At 72.1% G+C, this 14,765-nt stretch carries 11 protein-coding genes; 4 read left to right on the top strand and 7 right to left on the bottom strand.

Features of this window, described 5'->3' with window-relative positions; translation table 11 throughout:
• Window positions 1-47 precede the first annotated feature (47 nt).
• Both NKJ47_RS08490 and NKJ47_RS08485 read left to right on the top strand, forming a co-directional pair.
• Window positions 48-4,121 carry a CHASE domain-containing hybrid sensor histidine kinase/response regulator gene (locus tag NKJ47_RS08490; protein ID WP_254461030.1) on the top strand — a complete coding sequence of 1,358 codons (4,074 nt, stop codon included), beginning with the start codon at window positions 48-50 and terminating at the stop codon, window positions 4,119-4,121.
• A 45-nt stretch (window positions 4,122-4,166) separates the two neighbouring features.
• Window positions 4,167-5,198 carry an HD domain-containing phosphohydrolase gene (locus NKJ47_RS08485; RefSeq protein ID WP_254461029.1) on the top strand — a complete coding sequence of 344 codons (1,032 nt, stop codon included), beginning with the start codon at window positions 4,167-4,169 and terminating at the stop codon, window positions 5,196-5,198.
• A 33-nt stretch (window positions 5,199-5,231) separates the two neighbouring features.
• Here NKJ47_RS08485 and rlmKL read toward each other — a convergent pair whose 3' ends face one another.
• Window positions 5,232-7,406 (bottom strand): bifunctional 23S rRNA (guanine(2069)-N(7))-methyltransferase RlmK/23S rRNA (guanine(2445)-N(2))-methyltransferase RlmL, encoded by a 2,175-nt coding sequence (rlmKL, locus tag NKJ47_RS08480; protein WP_254461028.1) that lies wholly within the window; start codon window positions 7,404-7,406, stop codon window positions 5,232-5,234.
• Between the two features lie 339 nt (window positions 7,407-7,745).
• On the bottom strand, window positions 7,746-8,588 hold the full coding sequence (locus NKJ47_RS08475; protein WP_254461027.1) for an AraC family transcriptional regulator: 843 nt from the start codon (window positions 8,586-8,588) through the stop codon (window positions 7,746-7,748).
• A gap of 168 nt (window positions 8,589-8,756) precedes the next feature.
• Here NKJ47_RS08475 and NKJ47_RS08470 point away from each other — a divergent pair, with 168 nt between their 5' ends.
• Window positions 8,757-9,587 (top strand): oxidoreductase, encoded by an 831-nt coding sequence (locus tag NKJ47_RS08470; protein WP_254461026.1) that lies wholly within the window; start codon window positions 8,757-8,759, stop codon window positions 9,585-9,587.
• Between the two features lie 177 nt (window positions 9,588-9,764).
• Here the strand turns inward: NKJ47_RS08470 and NKJ47_RS08465 are convergent, their stop codons facing one another.
• The 4 genes from NKJ47_RS08465 to NKJ47_RS08450 form a co-directional block, all read right to left on the bottom strand.
• Window positions 9,765-11,378 carry an ABC-F family ATP-binding cassette domain-containing protein gene (locus tag NKJ47_RS08465; protein ID WP_254461025.1) on the bottom strand — a complete coding sequence of 538 codons (1,614 nt, stop codon included), beginning with the start codon at window positions 11,376-11,378 and terminating at the stop codon, window positions 9,765-9,767.
• A 167-nt stretch (window positions 11,379-11,545) separates the two neighbouring features.
• Window positions 11,546-12,067 carry a GNAT family N-acetyltransferase gene (locus NKJ47_RS08460; protein WP_254461024.1) on the bottom strand — a complete coding sequence of 174 codons (522 nt, stop codon included), beginning with the start codon at window positions 12,065-12,067 and terminating at the stop codon, window positions 11,546-11,548.
• Window positions 12,064-12,591 carry an alpha/beta fold hydrolase gene (locus NKJ47_RS08455; protein ID WP_254461023.1) on the bottom strand — a complete coding sequence of 176 codons (528 nt, stop codon included), beginning with the start codon at window positions 12,589-12,591 and terminating at the stop codon, window positions 12,064-12,066. Before NKJ47_RS08455 ends, NKJ47_RS08460 begins: the two co-directional genes overlap by 4 nt.
• On the bottom strand, window positions 12,588-13,079 hold the full coding sequence (locus tag NKJ47_RS08450) for an MOSC domain-containing protein (protein ID WP_254461022.1): 492 nt from the start codon (window positions 13,077-13,079) through the stop codon (window positions 12,588-12,590). Before NKJ47_RS08450 ends, NKJ47_RS08455 begins: the two co-directional genes overlap by 4 nt.
• 22 nt (window positions 13,080-13,101) lie before the next feature.
• Between NKJ47_RS08450 and NKJ47_RS08445 the strand changes: the two genes are divergently transcribed.
• Window positions 13,102-13,677, top strand: a complete 576-nt coding sequence (locus NKJ47_RS08445) for an N-acetylmuramoyl-L-alanine amidase (RefSeq protein ID WP_254461021.1) — start codon at window positions 13,102-13,104, stop codon at window positions 13,675-13,677.
• A gap of 105 nt (window positions 13,678-13,782) precedes the next feature.
• Here the strand turns inward: NKJ47_RS08445 and NKJ47_RS08440 are convergent, their stop codons facing one another.
• Complete coding sequence (locus tag NKJ47_RS08440) at window positions 13,783-14,718, bottom strand: DUF1684 domain-containing protein (protein WP_254461020.1); 936 nt, start codon at window positions 14,716-14,718, stop codon at window positions 13,783-13,785.
• Window positions 14,719-14,765 lie beyond the last annotated feature (47 nt).

The following is a 14,765-nucleotide window of genomic DNA, read 5'->3' as shown; positions in this document are numbered from 1 at the left end:
AAAGCCGATGCGCGTGCCGAACGCGCGGTGCCAGAGGAAGGGGGAGCATGTCGAAACATCGCCGGACACCCGCCGCCGGCCCTGTGCGGTTGGCGCGGCTCGCCGCCCTGGCCGTGCTGGCCATCGGCCTGATCGCCGCGCTGCTGATCGCGCGCGGCGTGCAGCAACGCAATCGCGCGCAGGCGCAGGTGCGCTTCGACCAACTGGCCTCGCACGTGGCCAGCGATCTGCGGCAACGCCTGGACATGTACGAGCACGGCCTGCGCGGCACGCGCGGCGCGGTGATCGCCGCCGGCGGCGAGCGCATCTCGCGCGAGCGCTTCGCCCGCTACAGCGCCTCGCGCGAGTACCTGCGCGAATTCCCCGGCGTACGTGGCTTCGGCTACATCCAGCGGGTACCGCGCGCCGACGAGGCGGCGTTCCTGCAGCAGGCCCGCGCCGATGGCGCGCCGTCGCTGCGGATCGGCGAGCTGGCCCCGCACGAGGGCGACCGCTTCGTCATCGTCTACATCCAGCCGGCACCGTCCAACGCGTCCGCAGAAGGCTTCGACATCGCCTCCGAACCGGCGCGACGGACGGCGGCGATCGCCGCGGCGCGCTCAAGCGTGCCCACCATCACCGCGCCGATCCGCCTGGTACAGGCACCGGGACTGGGCCAGGGCGGTTTCCTGCTGCTGTTGCCGGTGTACCGCGAAGGCCTGCCGCTGCAGACCCCGGAACAACGCTGGCAGGCCACCAGCGGCTGGGCCTACGCACCGCTGAACATCGCCGAGGTGCTGGCCTCCTCCGACGACCACAGCAACGCGCTGCGCCTGCGCCTGGCCGACAGCCAGAACCCGGCACAGCCGTTCTACCGCGACGACGCCACGCCGATCCTGGCCGGCGGGCCGACCGCCGAACGCACCTTGCAGGTCTACGGCCGCCAGTGGCGGCTCGACGCGCAAGCCACGCCGGGCTTCGTGCGCTCGCTCGACCAGGTCTCGCCGCTGCTGGCCGGCGGGTTGTCCGCCGGCATCGCGTTGCTGCTCGCCGCGCTGCTGTACGTGTTCCTGACCAGCCGGCGCCGCCGCGACGCGATCCTGCGCGAACAGAGCCAACTGGCCGCCCTGGTCGCCAGCACCAGCGAGGCGATCGTCGCCGAAGACCTGCACGGCCGGGTGACCCACTGGAACCCCGCGGCCATGCGCATCTTCGGCTATACGCCGGAGCAGGCCATCGGCCAGCCGCTGCAGCAACTGCTGGGCGCGCAGATCCACGCTCCCGTCGACAGCGGCGACGGCGTGCGCGAGTTGCGCCACCGCGACGGCCACACGGTCAGCGTGCTCGCCAGCGTTTCGCCGATCGTCGGGATGGGCGGCGACCCCCTCGGCCATTCGCACCTGCTGCACGACGTCACCGAACGGGTGCGCGCGCAGGCGCGGGTGCTGGAACTCAACGCTACGCTCGAACAGCAGGTGGCCGAGCGCACCAACGAACTGGTGACCTATTCGGCGCTGCAGCGCGCGATCCTGGCCAATGCCGGCTACGCGATCGTCGCCACCGACCCGGACGGCGTCATCACCCTGTTCAATCCCGCCGCCGAGACCCTGCTCGGCTACGCCGCGCACGAGTTGATCGGACGCAAGGCCACCGGGCTGTTCCTGGACCCGGAACAACTGAGCGCGCGCGCCGAGCGCATGGCCGCGCAGTCGGGCATGGCGGTGCAACCGGCGTTCGAATCGGTGGCGGCGCTGTCCACGCTGGGGCGCAGCGACACCCGCGAATGGACCTACCTGAGCAAGGACGGCCACGCCTTTCCGGTACTGCTCACGCTGAGCACGCTGCGCGACGACGACGAGCGGGTGATCGGCTATCTCGGCATCGCCGTCGACCTGACCGAGCAGAAGCGCCACGAGCGCGAGCTGCGCCTGGCGATCGACGCGGCCGAAACCGCCAACCAGTCCAAGAGCGATTTCCTGGCCAACATGAGCCACGAGATCCGCACGCCGATGAACGCGATCCTGGGCATGCTGTACCTGCTGCGGCACAGCGAGCTGTCGCAGGCGGCGCAGGACATGATCCAGAAGATCGAAGTGTCGGCGCGCGCGCTGCTGGAGATCATCAACGACATCCTCGACTTCTCCAAGATCGAGTCCGGGCGCATCGACCTGGAATCGGCGCCGTTCGACCTCAACCAGCTGCTGGAGAACATCGCCGCGCTGATGACCTCCGCGACCAGCGCCAAGCCGGTGGAGATGATCGTCGAGCCGCTGCCGCCGGGCTGCCGCTGGCTGCGCGGCGATGCGCTGCGCCTGAACCAGGTGCTGATCAACCTGGTCGGCAACGCCATCAAGTTCACCGAACAGGGCGAGGTGGCGCTGTCGGTGCGCGCCTTCCCCGGCGCCGAATCGGGCACGCTCAAGCTGCTGTTCTCGGTGCGCGACACCGGCATCGGCATCCCGCGCGAAAAGCAGAGCCTGATCTTCTCGCCGTTCCTGCAGGCCGACACCTCCACCAGCCGTCGCTACGGCGGCAGCGGCCTGGGCCTGACCATCAGCCGGCGCCTGGTGGAACTGATGGGCGGGCAACTGGAGGTGCAGAGCGCGCCCGGTCAGGGCAGCGATTTCTACTTCGTCATCGCCTTCGCGGTGGCGCCCGCGCCGGATGCCGACGCCGCGCCGGCGGAGGCGCGGCGGGTGCTGATCGCCGACGACCACGACCTGGTGCGGCGCAGCCTGGCCGACATCGCCAACGGCTTCGGCTGGCAGGTGGAAGCGGTCTCCGGCGGCAACGCGGCGCTGGCCGCGGCCGCGCCCGAGCGCGCCGAGTTCGACGTGATCCTGCTGGACTGGCGCATGCCCGACCTGGACGGGCTGAGCGTGGCCCAGCGCATCCGCGCGCAATCGGCGCCGGACCGGCAGCCGATCATCGTCATGGTCACCGCCTACGAGCGGCGCCTGCTCGAGGAACAGCAAGGCGGCGTGGCCGACGTGGACGCGGTGATGACCAAGCCGGTCACCGCCTCGGCGCTGCAGCGCACCATCGCGGCGCTGCTGGCACGCCGCCGCGGCGAGGCACCCGCGCTGCCGCTGGCCGGCGACGGCGGCGCGCGCCTGGCCGGGGCGCGGCTGCTGGTGGTGGACGACAGCGACATCAACCGCGAAGTCGCGCAACGCATCCTGGAAAGCGAAGGCGCGGTGGTCGAGCTCGCGCAGAACGGCGTGCAGGCGCTGCAGCGGCTGCGTCGCGACCCCGGTCGCTTCCACGTGGTGCTGATGGACGTGCAGATGCCGACCATGGACGGCTACGAGGCCACCCGCCAGCTGCGCGCCGACCCGGAACTGACCGCGGTGCCGGTGATCGCGCTCACCGCCGGCGCCTATCGCCAGCAGCAGGAGCTGGCCTTGACCAGCGGCATGAACGGCTTCATTGCCAAGCCGTTCCAGGTCGAGGAACTGATCGCGATCATCCGCCAGTTCCTGCCGCCCGGCCTGGCCGCGCTGCCACTCGCCGCGCAGGTACCGGCGCTGCCGCCGGGCGACTGGCCGGCCAGCGACCCCGCCCTGCTCGACACCGTGCAGGCGCTGCGCCTGTGGGGCGAGCGCGATCCGTACCGGCGCTATCTGCTCAAGCTGCTGCAGGAGCATCCCGATCCGGCCGCAAACGTGCGCCTGCTGCTCGAGCAGCAGCGGCCCGCCGAGGCCATCTCGCTGGTGCACAAGCTGCGCGGGTCGGCCGGATCGCTGGCGCTGCCGGCGCTGAGCGGCGCCAGCGCGGCGCTGGAGGAGCGCCTGAGCAGCACACCGGCGCAGGCCGAGGCGGAGATCGTCGCGCTGGCGGCGGCGATGGCCGCCACCGCCGCCGAAGTGCGGCACTTCGCCGAGGCCACCGCGTCGCTGGCGGCCCCCGTGGCCTCCGCCAGCGACGCGGCCCCCGACCCGGCGGCGTTGCAGGCGTCCTGGCAGCAGGTGCTGCAGGTGCTGGACAGCGACGATGCGGACCGCATCGACCAGACGATGCGGCAACTGGCCCGGGCCCTGCCGGCAGCGCAGGCCACCGAACTGCAGCGGTTGCTGGAGAATTTTTCCTTTCGCGAGGCCGAGGCTAAAGTCAGGCGCTGGCTGGCCGATGCAGGCGTTTGAAAGTGCGCCGCCCGCGCGGCGGCGCGTGTCCGACGGAAACCCACCATGCCCCAGCCGTGCATCCTCTGCGTCGACGACGAACCCAGCAACCTGGCCCTGATCCGGCAGCTCCTGCGTGACGACTACACGCTGGTGTTCGCCAAGAACGGCGCCGAAGCCCTGCGTGGGGTGGCCAAGCACCGCCCGTCGCTGATCCTGCTCGATGTCGACCTGCCCGACGTCGACGGCTACACCCTCGCCCGCACCCTGAAGGACGATCAGCGCAGCGCGGCGATCCCGATCATCTTCGTCACCGCCAAGGACAAGGACACCGACGAGAGCATCGGCTTCGACGCCGGCGGCGTGGACTACATCACCAAGCCGTACTCGCCGAGCATCCTGCGCGCACGGGTGCGCACCCACCTGTCGCTGGTCAGCGCCACCAGTCTGGCCGACAGCCACCGCGACGCGATCGAGATGCTGGGCATGGCCGGCCACTACAGCGACTCGGACACCGGCACGCATATCTGGCGCATGGCCGCCTACGCCCGCACGCTGGCGCTGGCCGCCGGCTGGTCGCGCGAGGACGCCGACCTGCTGGAGCAGGCCGCGCCGATGCACGACACCGGCAAGATCGGCATCCCCGACGCGGTGCTGAAGAAGCCCGGTCCGCTGGACGCGGACGAATGGCAGGTGATGAAGCAGCACCCTCGGATCGGTTACGACATCCTCAGCCGCAGCGGCGCGCCGCTGTTCCGCCTCGCCGCCGAAGTCGCGCTGTACCACCACGAGCACTGGGACGGCGGCGGCTACCCGGCCGGACTGTCCGGCACGCAGATTCCCGAATCGGCACGGATCGTGGCGCTGGCCGACGTGTTCGACGCCCTCACCTCGCCGCGCCCGTACAAGGACCCATGGCCGCTGGAACAGGCCTTGGCGCTGTTCCGCGACAAGTCAGGCAGCCAGTTCGAACCGCGCCTTGTGCAGTTGTTCGAGGCGATCCTGCCGCAGATCCTGCAGATCCAGGCGTACTGGAACGAACGCGAGGCGGACCAGGACCCGCCGCAACGCGGCAAGGCGCAGCACCGCGACGGCTGAGCCGCTCCTACGAGGCAACCGGCGCGACGCGCCTCAGCGCCGCTGCAACCGCCAGGCGCGGTGGATGCGCGGGTTGCGCTCGAAATCCGGATCGATGGTCTGCGCGCTGATCTCCTCGCATACGGCGAACTCGGCCAGCGCGTTCTCGTCGAGCTTGAAGCGGCGGAAGTTGTTGGAGAAGTACAGCACGCCTTCGGGCATCAGCCGCGCCACCGCCGCGCGCAACAGCCGCACGTGCTCGCGCTGGATGTCGAAATCCTCGGCGCGCGCGGAGTTGGAGAAGGTCGGCGGGTCGCAGAAGATCACGTCGTAACGGTTCTTCTCCGCCTCCAGCCAGCTCAGCGCATCGGCCTGCACCAGCCGGTGCTGGGCGCCGCCCTTGCCGTTGAACGCCAGGTTGTCGGCGCACCACTGCAGGTAGGTGCCGGACAGGTCCACGCTGGTGGTGGAATCGGCGCCGGCCACCGCCGCCTGCACGCTGGCCACCCCGGTGTAGCAGAACAGGTTGAGGAAGCGCTTGCCGCGCGCCTGCCGCGCCATCGTCCCGCGCAGCGGACGGTGGTCGAGGAACAGCCCGGTGTCCAGGTAGTCGAACAGGTTCACCCGCAGCAGCGCCTCGTGCTCGCGCACCACCAGGAACTCGCCGCGCTGCTCGAAGCGGCCGTACTTGCTGCCGCCCTTGCCGCGTTCGCGGGTCTTCAGCGCCACCTGTTCGGCCGGCACCGCGAACACCTCGCGCGCGGCCGCCAGCAGTTCGTTGCGGCGGCGGCGCACGTCCGCATCGGGAATGCTGTCCGGTGCCGCGTACTCCTGCACGTGCAGGAAGGTGCGCGCCTGGCCGCCGTCTTCCTGGTACACGTCGATCGCCGCCGCGTACTCCGGCAGGTCGGCGTCGTAGGCGCGGTAGCAGCTGATCCGCTCGCGCGTGCGCCAGGTCTTGAACTTGCGCAGGTTCTTGCGCAGGCGGTTGGCGACCATCTGCGCGCCGTCGCTGAGCGCGCGCGGCGCCTCGGCGGCGCCCGCGCGCGGCGCGACCGCGATCGGGTCGCAGACGATCAACGGGCATTCCAGCGCGCCGTTGAACATCTGGTACTTCTTGGCCGCGCGCAGGCCGGTGGCATAGGCCAGTTCGTCGCTGCCGCACAGCAGGCTGGCGCGCCACTGCGGCACCGCGCGCTTGAGCGCATCGCCCAGGCGCCGGTACAGCGCCGCGTCGGCGGCCAGGCGCTCGTCGTAGGGGGGATTGCACACCACCGTGCCCAGCGCCTGCGCCGGCGCGCGCAGGTCGGCGACGTCGTGCACGGCGAAGACGATCGCCTCGGCCACGCCGGCGGCCTGCGCGTTCTCGCGCGCCGCGCGCAGCGCGTGCGGGTCGATGTCGCTGCCGTACAGCACCGGCCGCAACGCCGCGCGACCGGCCTGGGCACGCTGCCGCGCCTCGGCCAGCAGCGTGCGCCAGGCCGCCAGGTCGAACCCCAGCCAGCGGCTCGGCGCGGCGTCGGCGTCGGTGTCGCCGCGCTGCTGCGCCGCCAGCTCGCCGCGCAGCAGGCCCGGCGCGACATCGGCGGCCATCAGCGCGCCTTCGATCAGCAGCGTGCCGCTGCCGCACATCGGATCCAGCAGTCCGCCACCCTGCGCGTACAGCGCCGGCCACTGCCCGCGCAGCAGCACCGCCGCGGCCAGGTTCTCCTTCAGCGGCGCCTCGTTCTGCGCCTGGCGCCAGCCGCGCCGGTGCAGCGAGCCGCCGCCCAGGTCCACCGACAGCGTGGCGCGGCCCTTGCGCAGCGACAGGTTCAGGCGCAGGTCCGGGTGCTCCACGTCCACCGACGGCCGCTCCAGGCCCTCGCCGCGCAGCGTGTCCACCACCGCGTCCTTGACCCGCTGCGCGGCGAAGCGCGCGTGAGTGATGCCGGTGCCGGACACATGCGCGTCCACCGCCAGGGTGTGCTGCGGCGCCAGATGGTTGCGCCACGGCAGCGCCGCCACGCCTGCGTACAGCGCCGCCTCGTCGGGGCAGTCGAAGGACTGCAACGGCCACAGCACGCGGCTGGCCAGGCGCGACCACAGCACCGCGCGCTGCGCGTCCTGCAGGGTGCCTTCGGCATTGACCCCGGCGACGGTGGCGGTGGCCTGCGCCACGCCGAGCGCGAGCAGTTCATCGACAAGCAGGTATTCCAGGCCCTTGGCGCAGGAGACGAAGAATTTCACGGAAGGCGGACCAGGACGGACGGGAGGGAGGCACGGCGGACGACGCGCGCGTGGCGCATCGCAGCGCCGGATCCGGCGTTGCCGCGGCCGCGGCCGCGGATCGGCGGTGAGCGCGCGAACGCACGGCACCGCAACGGCGCGCAGAATACCACAGGGTCCGTGCGCCCCTGCCTGCTGCGCGGCGCCATAGCGCAGCGTGCGCCGCGGCCGTCAGCGGCCTCGTGCGCCTGGCGCAGCGACCTCGCCCGCCGTCGCTCGCCTCGCGACCGATCCCGCGCCGCTATGGGACAGCTGACGCTGCAGACGCGCACTCCGTAGCCGTGGTGCGCACCGCATCGCTCAATGCGAGGCGACGAATGCCGCGCCGGCCATGGCCGGCGGCACGGCGAAGTCGGCGCGCATGCGCCGTGCTTCCGCCATCGGCGGCCGGCCGAACAGACGTTTGAACTCGCGGGTGAACTGCGACGCGCTCTCGTAGCCGACCGCGTGACCGGCGGCCGCGGCGGTCATGCCCTCGCGCGCCATCAGCAGCCGCGCCTGGTGCAGGCGGATCGATTTCAGGTACTGCATCGGCGCGACCTGGGTCACCGCCTTAAAATGCGCATGGAACGAGGGCGTGCTCATCCCCGCCTCGCGCGCCAGCTGCGCGACGTCGAGCCGCCGGGCGTGATCGCGGTGGATGCGCTGCAGGGCACGACCGATGCGGCCGAAGTGGCCTTGCTGCGCCAAGGCCGCGCGCAGCCCGTGGCCTTGCGGCCCGGTCAGCACGCGGAAGTACAGCTCGCGCACGAGTGCGCGGCCGAGGATCGCCGCGTCCAGCGGGTGGCTCAGCGCCTGCAGCAGGCGCTGCACGGTCTGTCGCATGCTGTCGTCCATCGGGCTGGACAGCATGCTCGCCGGCGCCTGCGCCAGCGGCACAGGACCGGCCTGGTCGAGCTCGACCAGCAGCCCGGCCGCGAGCTGGAAGTCCAGGTGCAGGTACAGCGCCAGCAACGGACGCTCCGCGCTGCCGTCGGATTGCATGGTGAAGGGCACCGGGACGGCGACGGACAGATAGTGCTGCTCGTCGTAGACGAACACCGACTCTCCGAAATGGCCGCGCTTGGCGCCCTGGCAGACGATGACGATGCCCGGGTCGTACAGCACCGGCGTATCGGTCAGCGGCCGGCAGCACCCGGACATCCGGCAATGCGGTCAGGTTGTAGCCCTCCTGCGGTGCCAGGGCACGCAGCAAGTCGACGGAACTGGCGACGGCAGTCATAGAAACAGGCAAGGATTGCAGAGATCGCGGCATCGGAGCGGCGCGTTGATCATCGCATCATTCGCCGCTCATCCCCTCAGGAGCGTGCCATGGCACCGGAAAAAACCTTGCTCATCACCGGCGTCAGCAGCGGCCTCGGCCGCGCGCTGGCTCAAGCGGCGCTGACGGCCGGACATCGCGTCGTCGGCACCGTGCGCAGCGCGCAGGCGCGGCAGGAGTTCGAGGCGCTCGGCGCCGGGGCGGTCGCCCGTGTGCTGGACGTCACCGACGTCGAGGCCATTCCCGGCATCGTCGCCGAGATCGAAGCCACGGTCGGGCCGCTGGACGTGCTGGTCAACAATGCCGGCTACGGCCACGAAGGGATCCTGGAGGAATCCCCGCTGGAGGCCCTGCGTCACCAACTCGACGTCAACGTGGTCGGCGCGGTGGCGATGATGAAGGCGGTGCTGCCCGCCATGCGTCAACGAGGCCGCGGGCACATCGTCAACATCACCTCGATGGGCGGCTTCATCACCATGCCCGGCATCGCCTACTACTGCGGCAGCAAGTTCGCGCTGGAGGGCATTTCCGAAGCGTTGGGACAGGAGGTCGCCGCGCTGGGCATCCACGTGACGGCGGTGGCGCCGGGGTCGTTCCGCACCGACTGGGCGGGCCGTTCGATGGTCAGGACGCCGCGCAGCATCGCCGACTACGATCCGCTGTTCGATCCGATCCGCGACGCCCGCCAGGCCAAGAGCGGCCGCCAGCTCGGTGACCCGGCCAAGGCCGCCCAGGCCATGCTAGCGTTGATCGACGCGCCTGCACCGCCTGCACATCTGTTGTTGGGTAGCGACGCCCTGGGCCTGGTGTGTGACAAGCTCGACCACCTGAAGGCGGACATCGCGGCCTGGGAGGCCGTGAGCCGTTCCACCGATGCCTGAGCGGCGGCCGTCGCGCCGCCCTGCGACGCACAACGTCGACCGCGGCACGGACCGATGCAGGCTGCAGGCTGCAGGCTGCGCAGATCATCGCGGCGAGGGCGCTGACGCTGTCAGTGCCCTCCCCAGCTCGCCGCGCAACGCCCGGCGGCCGACCCCGTCGACGGCAGCGCACGCCACTCACCATGGCGTCAGCCGCCACGCCTCGGGATCGGCCTGCAAGCGCTGCTGCAGGCGCAGCGTGTCGAGGAAGTCCGCATCGTGCGACACCACCAGCATCGCGCCGGGATACTGCAGCAACACCGCACGCAGCGCGTCGCGGGCCTCGCGGTCCAGATGGTTGTCCGGCTCGTCCAGCAACAGCAGCTCCGCCGGCGGCGTGCGGTAGAACGCGCAGGCCAGCGCGGTCTTCAGCCGTTCGCCGCCGCTGAGTCGGGCGCAGGGCACGCCGATGCGTTGCGCGTCCAGGCCGAGCAAGGCCAGCCGCGTGCGCAGGTCGGCCAGCGCGATGCCGGGCGCTGCGGCCTGCACCTGTGCCAGCGCGGTGGCGGCCGGATCGAGCAGCGTCAGCGACTGGTCCAGATAGGCGCTGGCCGCGCGCACCCGGCAACTGCCGGACAGTGCCTGCACGTGCCCGGCCAACGCGCGCAGCAGGGTCGACTTGCCGCTGCCGTTGGCCCCGACCACGCCGATCCGTGCGCCGCCCTGCACCACCAGATCCAGCGGCTGCCGCGTCGCCGGCGCGAACGGCAACCGCAGCGCCTGCAACTCGACCAGGCGCCGGGTCGCCGCATCGGCCGGCGGCGGCGCGAACAGCGCCACCGGCACGTCGGGCTGCACCTGGCGCGCCGCCGCGGCGATGCGCGCCAGGGTGCGCGCCTGCGTCGCCTGGTGGTCGCGCACGCGCTTGCCGGCGCTCTCCTGGCTGCGCTGCTTCTGGCGGCCGAGCAGGACCGGCGCCTGGTTGGCCACGCCGGCCTGCTGCCGGCCGCGCGCGCTGCGCCGCTGCTGTCGCTCGTGCTGCGCCTGCCAGGCGGCGTTGTCGCGCGCATGCTGCAGCTTGTGCCGGGCCAGTTCGGCCTGCGCGACGTCGCGCTCGCGTGCCCGGCATTGCAGGTAGAACGCGTAGTCGCCGCCGTAGTCGCGCAGCCCGCCGGGCGACAGCTCCAGCGTGCGCTGCATGTCCTGCAGCAGCAACGGATCGTGGCTGATCACCAGCAGGCCGCCCGGCCAGCGCTGCAGCGCTTCGCGCAGGCGCTGCCGCTGCGCCGCGTCCAGGTGCAGGGTCGGTTCGTCGAGGATCAGCGCATCGGCATCGGCCAGCCAGGCGCCGATCAACGCCACCCGCATCGCTTCGCCGCCGCTGAGCGTGGCGGCCAGGCGTTGCGGCGGCAACCCGCCCAGGCCGTGGGCGTGCAGCTGCGCCTGCAACCGCTGGGCGATGTCCCAACGCTCGCCGAGCGCATCGAAGTCGGCCGCGTCGACGCTGCCCGCCTCGATCCGCGCCAGCGCCTGCAGCGCCGCGCCCACCCCGGCCAGGTCGGCGACGGTGGCATGCGCTGGCGGCGCGATCTGCTGCGGCACGTAGTGGAGGCGACCGTGGCGCACGCAGCGCCCGGCGCTGGGCGTCAACTCGCCGGCCAGCAAGCGCGCAAACACGCTCTTGCCGACGCCATTGCGCCCCACCAGGCCGGAGCGGCGCGCGTCGAGCGCGAAGTGCAGATCGGAAAACAGGATCCTGCCATCGGGCAGGACATGCGTCGCGCTGTCCAGCGCAAGCAGCGGATGCGTCATGGGAACCTCCATGGATGCCGGTCGTGCCCACCGATCGCTCGGCAGGTGGGACGAAGGCCGTCGCGAAGACGGCGGCATCAATGGCGCATCGGCGTGGATCCTCGAGGGGGGCGCGCGGCGATGCTAGCGCACCCCGCCCCTGACGGGCGACGTCGCGCCGCGATGGCTCAGGAAGCGGACAGGAACGCCGGGTGGTAGGTCACCTCGGCCATCGGCGGCAGGCGCTCGCCGAAGGCCAGCGCCTGGAACGCCTCGACCGGCACGCCCGGCAGGGTCAGCCCCGGCTCCGGACGGAAGCCGAAGCGCGCGTAGTACGCCGGCTCGCCCAGCACCACGCAGCCGGCCGCGCCCAGCGCTTGCAACTGCGCCAATGCCTCGCGCACCAGCCGCGCGCCCAGGCCCTGGCGCTGGTGGCCCGGCCCCACCGACAGCGGCCCCAGGCCGTACCAGCCGCGGCTGCCGTCGGACAGGCTCACCGGCGACACCGCGACATGGCCGACGACATAGCCCTCATGCTCGATCACCAGCGACAGGGTCAGCGCGCCATCGGCGCGCAACCGTTCGATGATGTCCTGCTCGTCGTGGCGGCTGTGCGCGACGCGGAAGAACGCGACCAGGGTCAGCGCCTCGATCGCCGCCGCGTCGGCCGGCCGCGCGGCGCGCACCGACAACGCGTCGGACGCGCTCACAGGCGCTCCAGCAGCTCGGCGAAGGCCTGCGCCGAGGTCGCCACGTGCTCGCCCAGGCGATGCGTGTCGTCGACCAGCAGCAGCCGCGCGGCGCGCGCCTGCGCCCAGGCGATCACCTCGCCGGCGGGAATCAGTTCGTCGCGCCAGGCGTGCACCACCGAGGTCGGCACCGGTGCCGCGTCCAGCGCCGGCAGGTGGCCCATCCGCGTCGGCGGCACCATCAGGAACAGGCCGCGCACCGGCACGTGCAGCGACACCTGCGCGGCGATGTAGGCGCCGAGGCTGGAACCGGCCAGCACCAGCGGCCCGCGCTGCGCCGCGGCCTGCGCCAGCTCCAGCAGGCGCTGCAGGCGGGTCGGCACGTCGCCGAGCGGGCTGATGTCGCGGCGCGCGTCCAGGTCGGTGTAGTCAGGGCGCGAATGGCTCCAGCCCAGGCGCTGCGCGACCTCGGCCAGCGCGGTCACCTTGATCGCGTCCGGCCCGCTCTCGAAGCCGTGCGAGAGGATGCAGTGGCCGCGGCTCACAGCGCCACCACCGCATCGCCCAGCCGCAGCGTGCCGCCCTGCACGATGCGTGCGCACAGGCCGCCGTGGCCGCGCATGGCGTTGTAGCCGCCCGGCCCAAGCGCCTGTTCCATGCGCGAGCACGGATCGCACGGCGCGACGCCTTCCAGCTCGACCTCGCCGATGCGGAAGCGGCGCCCCTTCAGCGCGATCAGCGGAATGCCCGAGACCACCACGTTGCGCCGCAGGGTCGCCGGCGCCACCGCCGCGTGACCGGCCAGCGCGGCGATCGCCGGCAGGTGCTCGGCCTGGATCAGGGTCACCCCGCGCTTGCCGTTGCGCCCGGCGTAGCGGTCGCCGTGCAGGCCGCCCCCGGTCTGCGCCGCGGCGGCGTCGACTGCGTGCATCGGCACGTCGCGCGCCGGGCGCAGGCCGATCCATTCCACGCGTCCGGCGCGCGGCAGTGTGGCCAGCAGGGTCGCCAGCGGGCTTTCGGAATTCAGGGTCATCGGCGAATGCTAGCATCCGCGCATGCCGCCCACCTCGCCGTTGCCGATCCACGATGCGCCCCTGCCCTACGTCGGACTGCTGGAGGAGCGCGCGCCGGAGAGCATCACCCTGGCGGTGATCCACTGCACCGAGCTGCCGGACCTGGCCAGCGCGCGCCTGTACGGCGAGCGCGTGCTGTATCCGTCGGGCACCGGCAACAGCGGCCATTTCTACATCGACCGCGACGGCAGCGTGCACCGCTACGTGCCGCTGCAGCGCATCGCGCACCACGTGCGCGGCTACAACCGGCAGTCGCTGGGTATCGAACTGGTCAATCGCGGCCGTTATCCGCTGTGGCTGGATTCGCGCCACCAGGCGATGGCCGAGCCCTACCCGCCGGCGCAACTGCAGGCGCTGATCCGGCTGCTGCAGCAACTGCGCGCGGAGTTGCCGCAACTGCGCCACATCGCCGGGCACGATGCGCTGGACCGCAGCCTGGAACCGGCCAGCGACGATCCGACGCGGCAGGTGCAGCGCAAGCTGGATCCGGGGCCGCGCTTCCCGTGGCCGCAGGTGCTGGCGGCGGTGGCGCTGGCGCCGTATGCGCCGCCGGCCTGATCGCGACCCGTCGCAGGAGCGGCTTCAGCCGCGACCGGGCGTCACCGATCGAATCGGGTCGCGGCTGATCCGGCAAAAGGGGACAAGAGCCGCTCCTACGAAATATCAGCGCGCGCCGACGTAGTTCTTCTCGCCGGCCGTCACCGCCACGTCCAGGCGATTGCCCACCGGCGCCAGCGCACACACCACGTGCGGGGTGAACGCGCACGGCGGGTTCTGCGCCAGGTTGAAATCCAGCACGATGCGGTCGCCCTGCGGCGGCGGCACGAACAGATAGCGGGCGCCGCCATAGCTCTCGCGGCCGCTGGTGCGGTCGGAGAACGGCAGGAACAGGCGCTGGCCGGCGCCGTCGCGCAGGACCTGCAGGCGATGGTGCCGCCCGTGCAGCACGAATTCGGCGCTGCCGACCAGGGCCAGCGGCTGCGGCGTGCCGATCGAGGTCAGCAGCACCATCGCCCGCGGCGCCGGCAGCGGATGCCAGTCGGCCACCACCCGCCACTGCGGATCGATCGGGAAATAGTCGATGCCGCGGAAGCGCGCGCGCGCCGGCGCCTGCGGATCGCGGAACCGCCAGCCGAACAGGTTGCCGGTGCGCACCACGTAGAACTCCTGCGCGCCCAGCATCAGGCGGGTCTGGGTGCCATGCGCCGTGTCGGTCTCCAGCCGGCCGCCGCGGAACGGCTGGCCGTTCACCTGCACCGTCGCGTCCGCCGCGGCCTGGAAATGCACGCCCTGCTGCGGATCCACCTGCAGCACGCCCAGATGCGCCGGGCCGGCCGGCAACTGCACGTCGTTGCCGGCGGCGCTGCCGACCTGGTGCACGCCGCCGTGCAGGCGGCCGGAGCCGGTGTAGCTCAACCAGCCCGACGGCGCGCGCAGCGTCGCCACGCGCTGCGCACGGCTGTGCTGCACCGCCTCGCGATAGTGCGTGGCCGATTGCGCACGCGGCGAGGCATCGGCGCCATCGGTCGCCGCACGCCGGTCGCCGCAGGCAGCCAGGCCCAGCAGCATCGCCAGCCCGCAAGTCTCACGCCACCGCATGCGTCCGCCCCCTGTCGCCCACCATCGTGCCTGTCCGCCGTGTCGAT

Origin of the sequence: Xanthomonas sacchari, from assembly GCF_024266585.1 — a bacterium.
GTDB classification, from domain to species: domain Bacteria; phylum Pseudomonadota; class Gammaproteobacteria; order Xanthomonadales; family Xanthomonadaceae; genus Xanthomonas_A; species Xanthomonas_A sacchari_C.
Note: the sequence above shows the minus strand (reverse complement) of the source record. Positions and strands in the feature narration are given on the sequence as shown.

Coding starts and splice junctions, on each gene's coding strand:
- NKJ47_RS08470 (WP_254461026.1), top strand. CDS start 8,757: ATGGCACCGGAAAAAACCTTGCTCATCACCGGCGTCAGCAGCGGCCTC.
- NKJ47_RS08450 (WP_254461022.1), bottom strand. CDS start 13,079: ATGACCCTGAATTCCGAAAGCCCGCTGGCGACCCTGCTGGCCACACTG.
- NKJ47_RS08465 (WP_254461025.1), bottom strand. CDS start 11,378: ATGACGCATCCGCTGCTTGCGCTGGACAGCGCGACGCATGTCCTGCCC.
- NKJ47_RS08475 (WP_254461027.1), bottom strand. CDS start 8,588: ATGTCCGGGTGCTGCCGGCCGCTGACCGATACGCCGGTGCTGTACGAC.
- NKJ47_RS08485 (WP_254461029.1), top strand. CDS start 4,167: ATGCCCCAGCCGTGCATCCTCTGCGTCGACGACGAACCCAGCAACCTG.
- NKJ47_RS08490 (WP_254461030.1), top strand. CDS start 48: ATGTCGAAACATCGCCGGACACCCGCCGCCGGCCCTGTGCGGTTGGCG.
- NKJ47_RS08445 (WP_254461021.1), top strand. CDS start 13,102: ATGCCGCCCACCTCGCCGTTGCCGATCCACGATGCGCCCCTGCCCTAC.
- NKJ47_RS08440 (WP_254461020.1), bottom strand. CDS start 14,718: ATGCGGTGGCGTGAGACTTGCGGGCTGGCGATGCTGCTGGGCCTGGCT.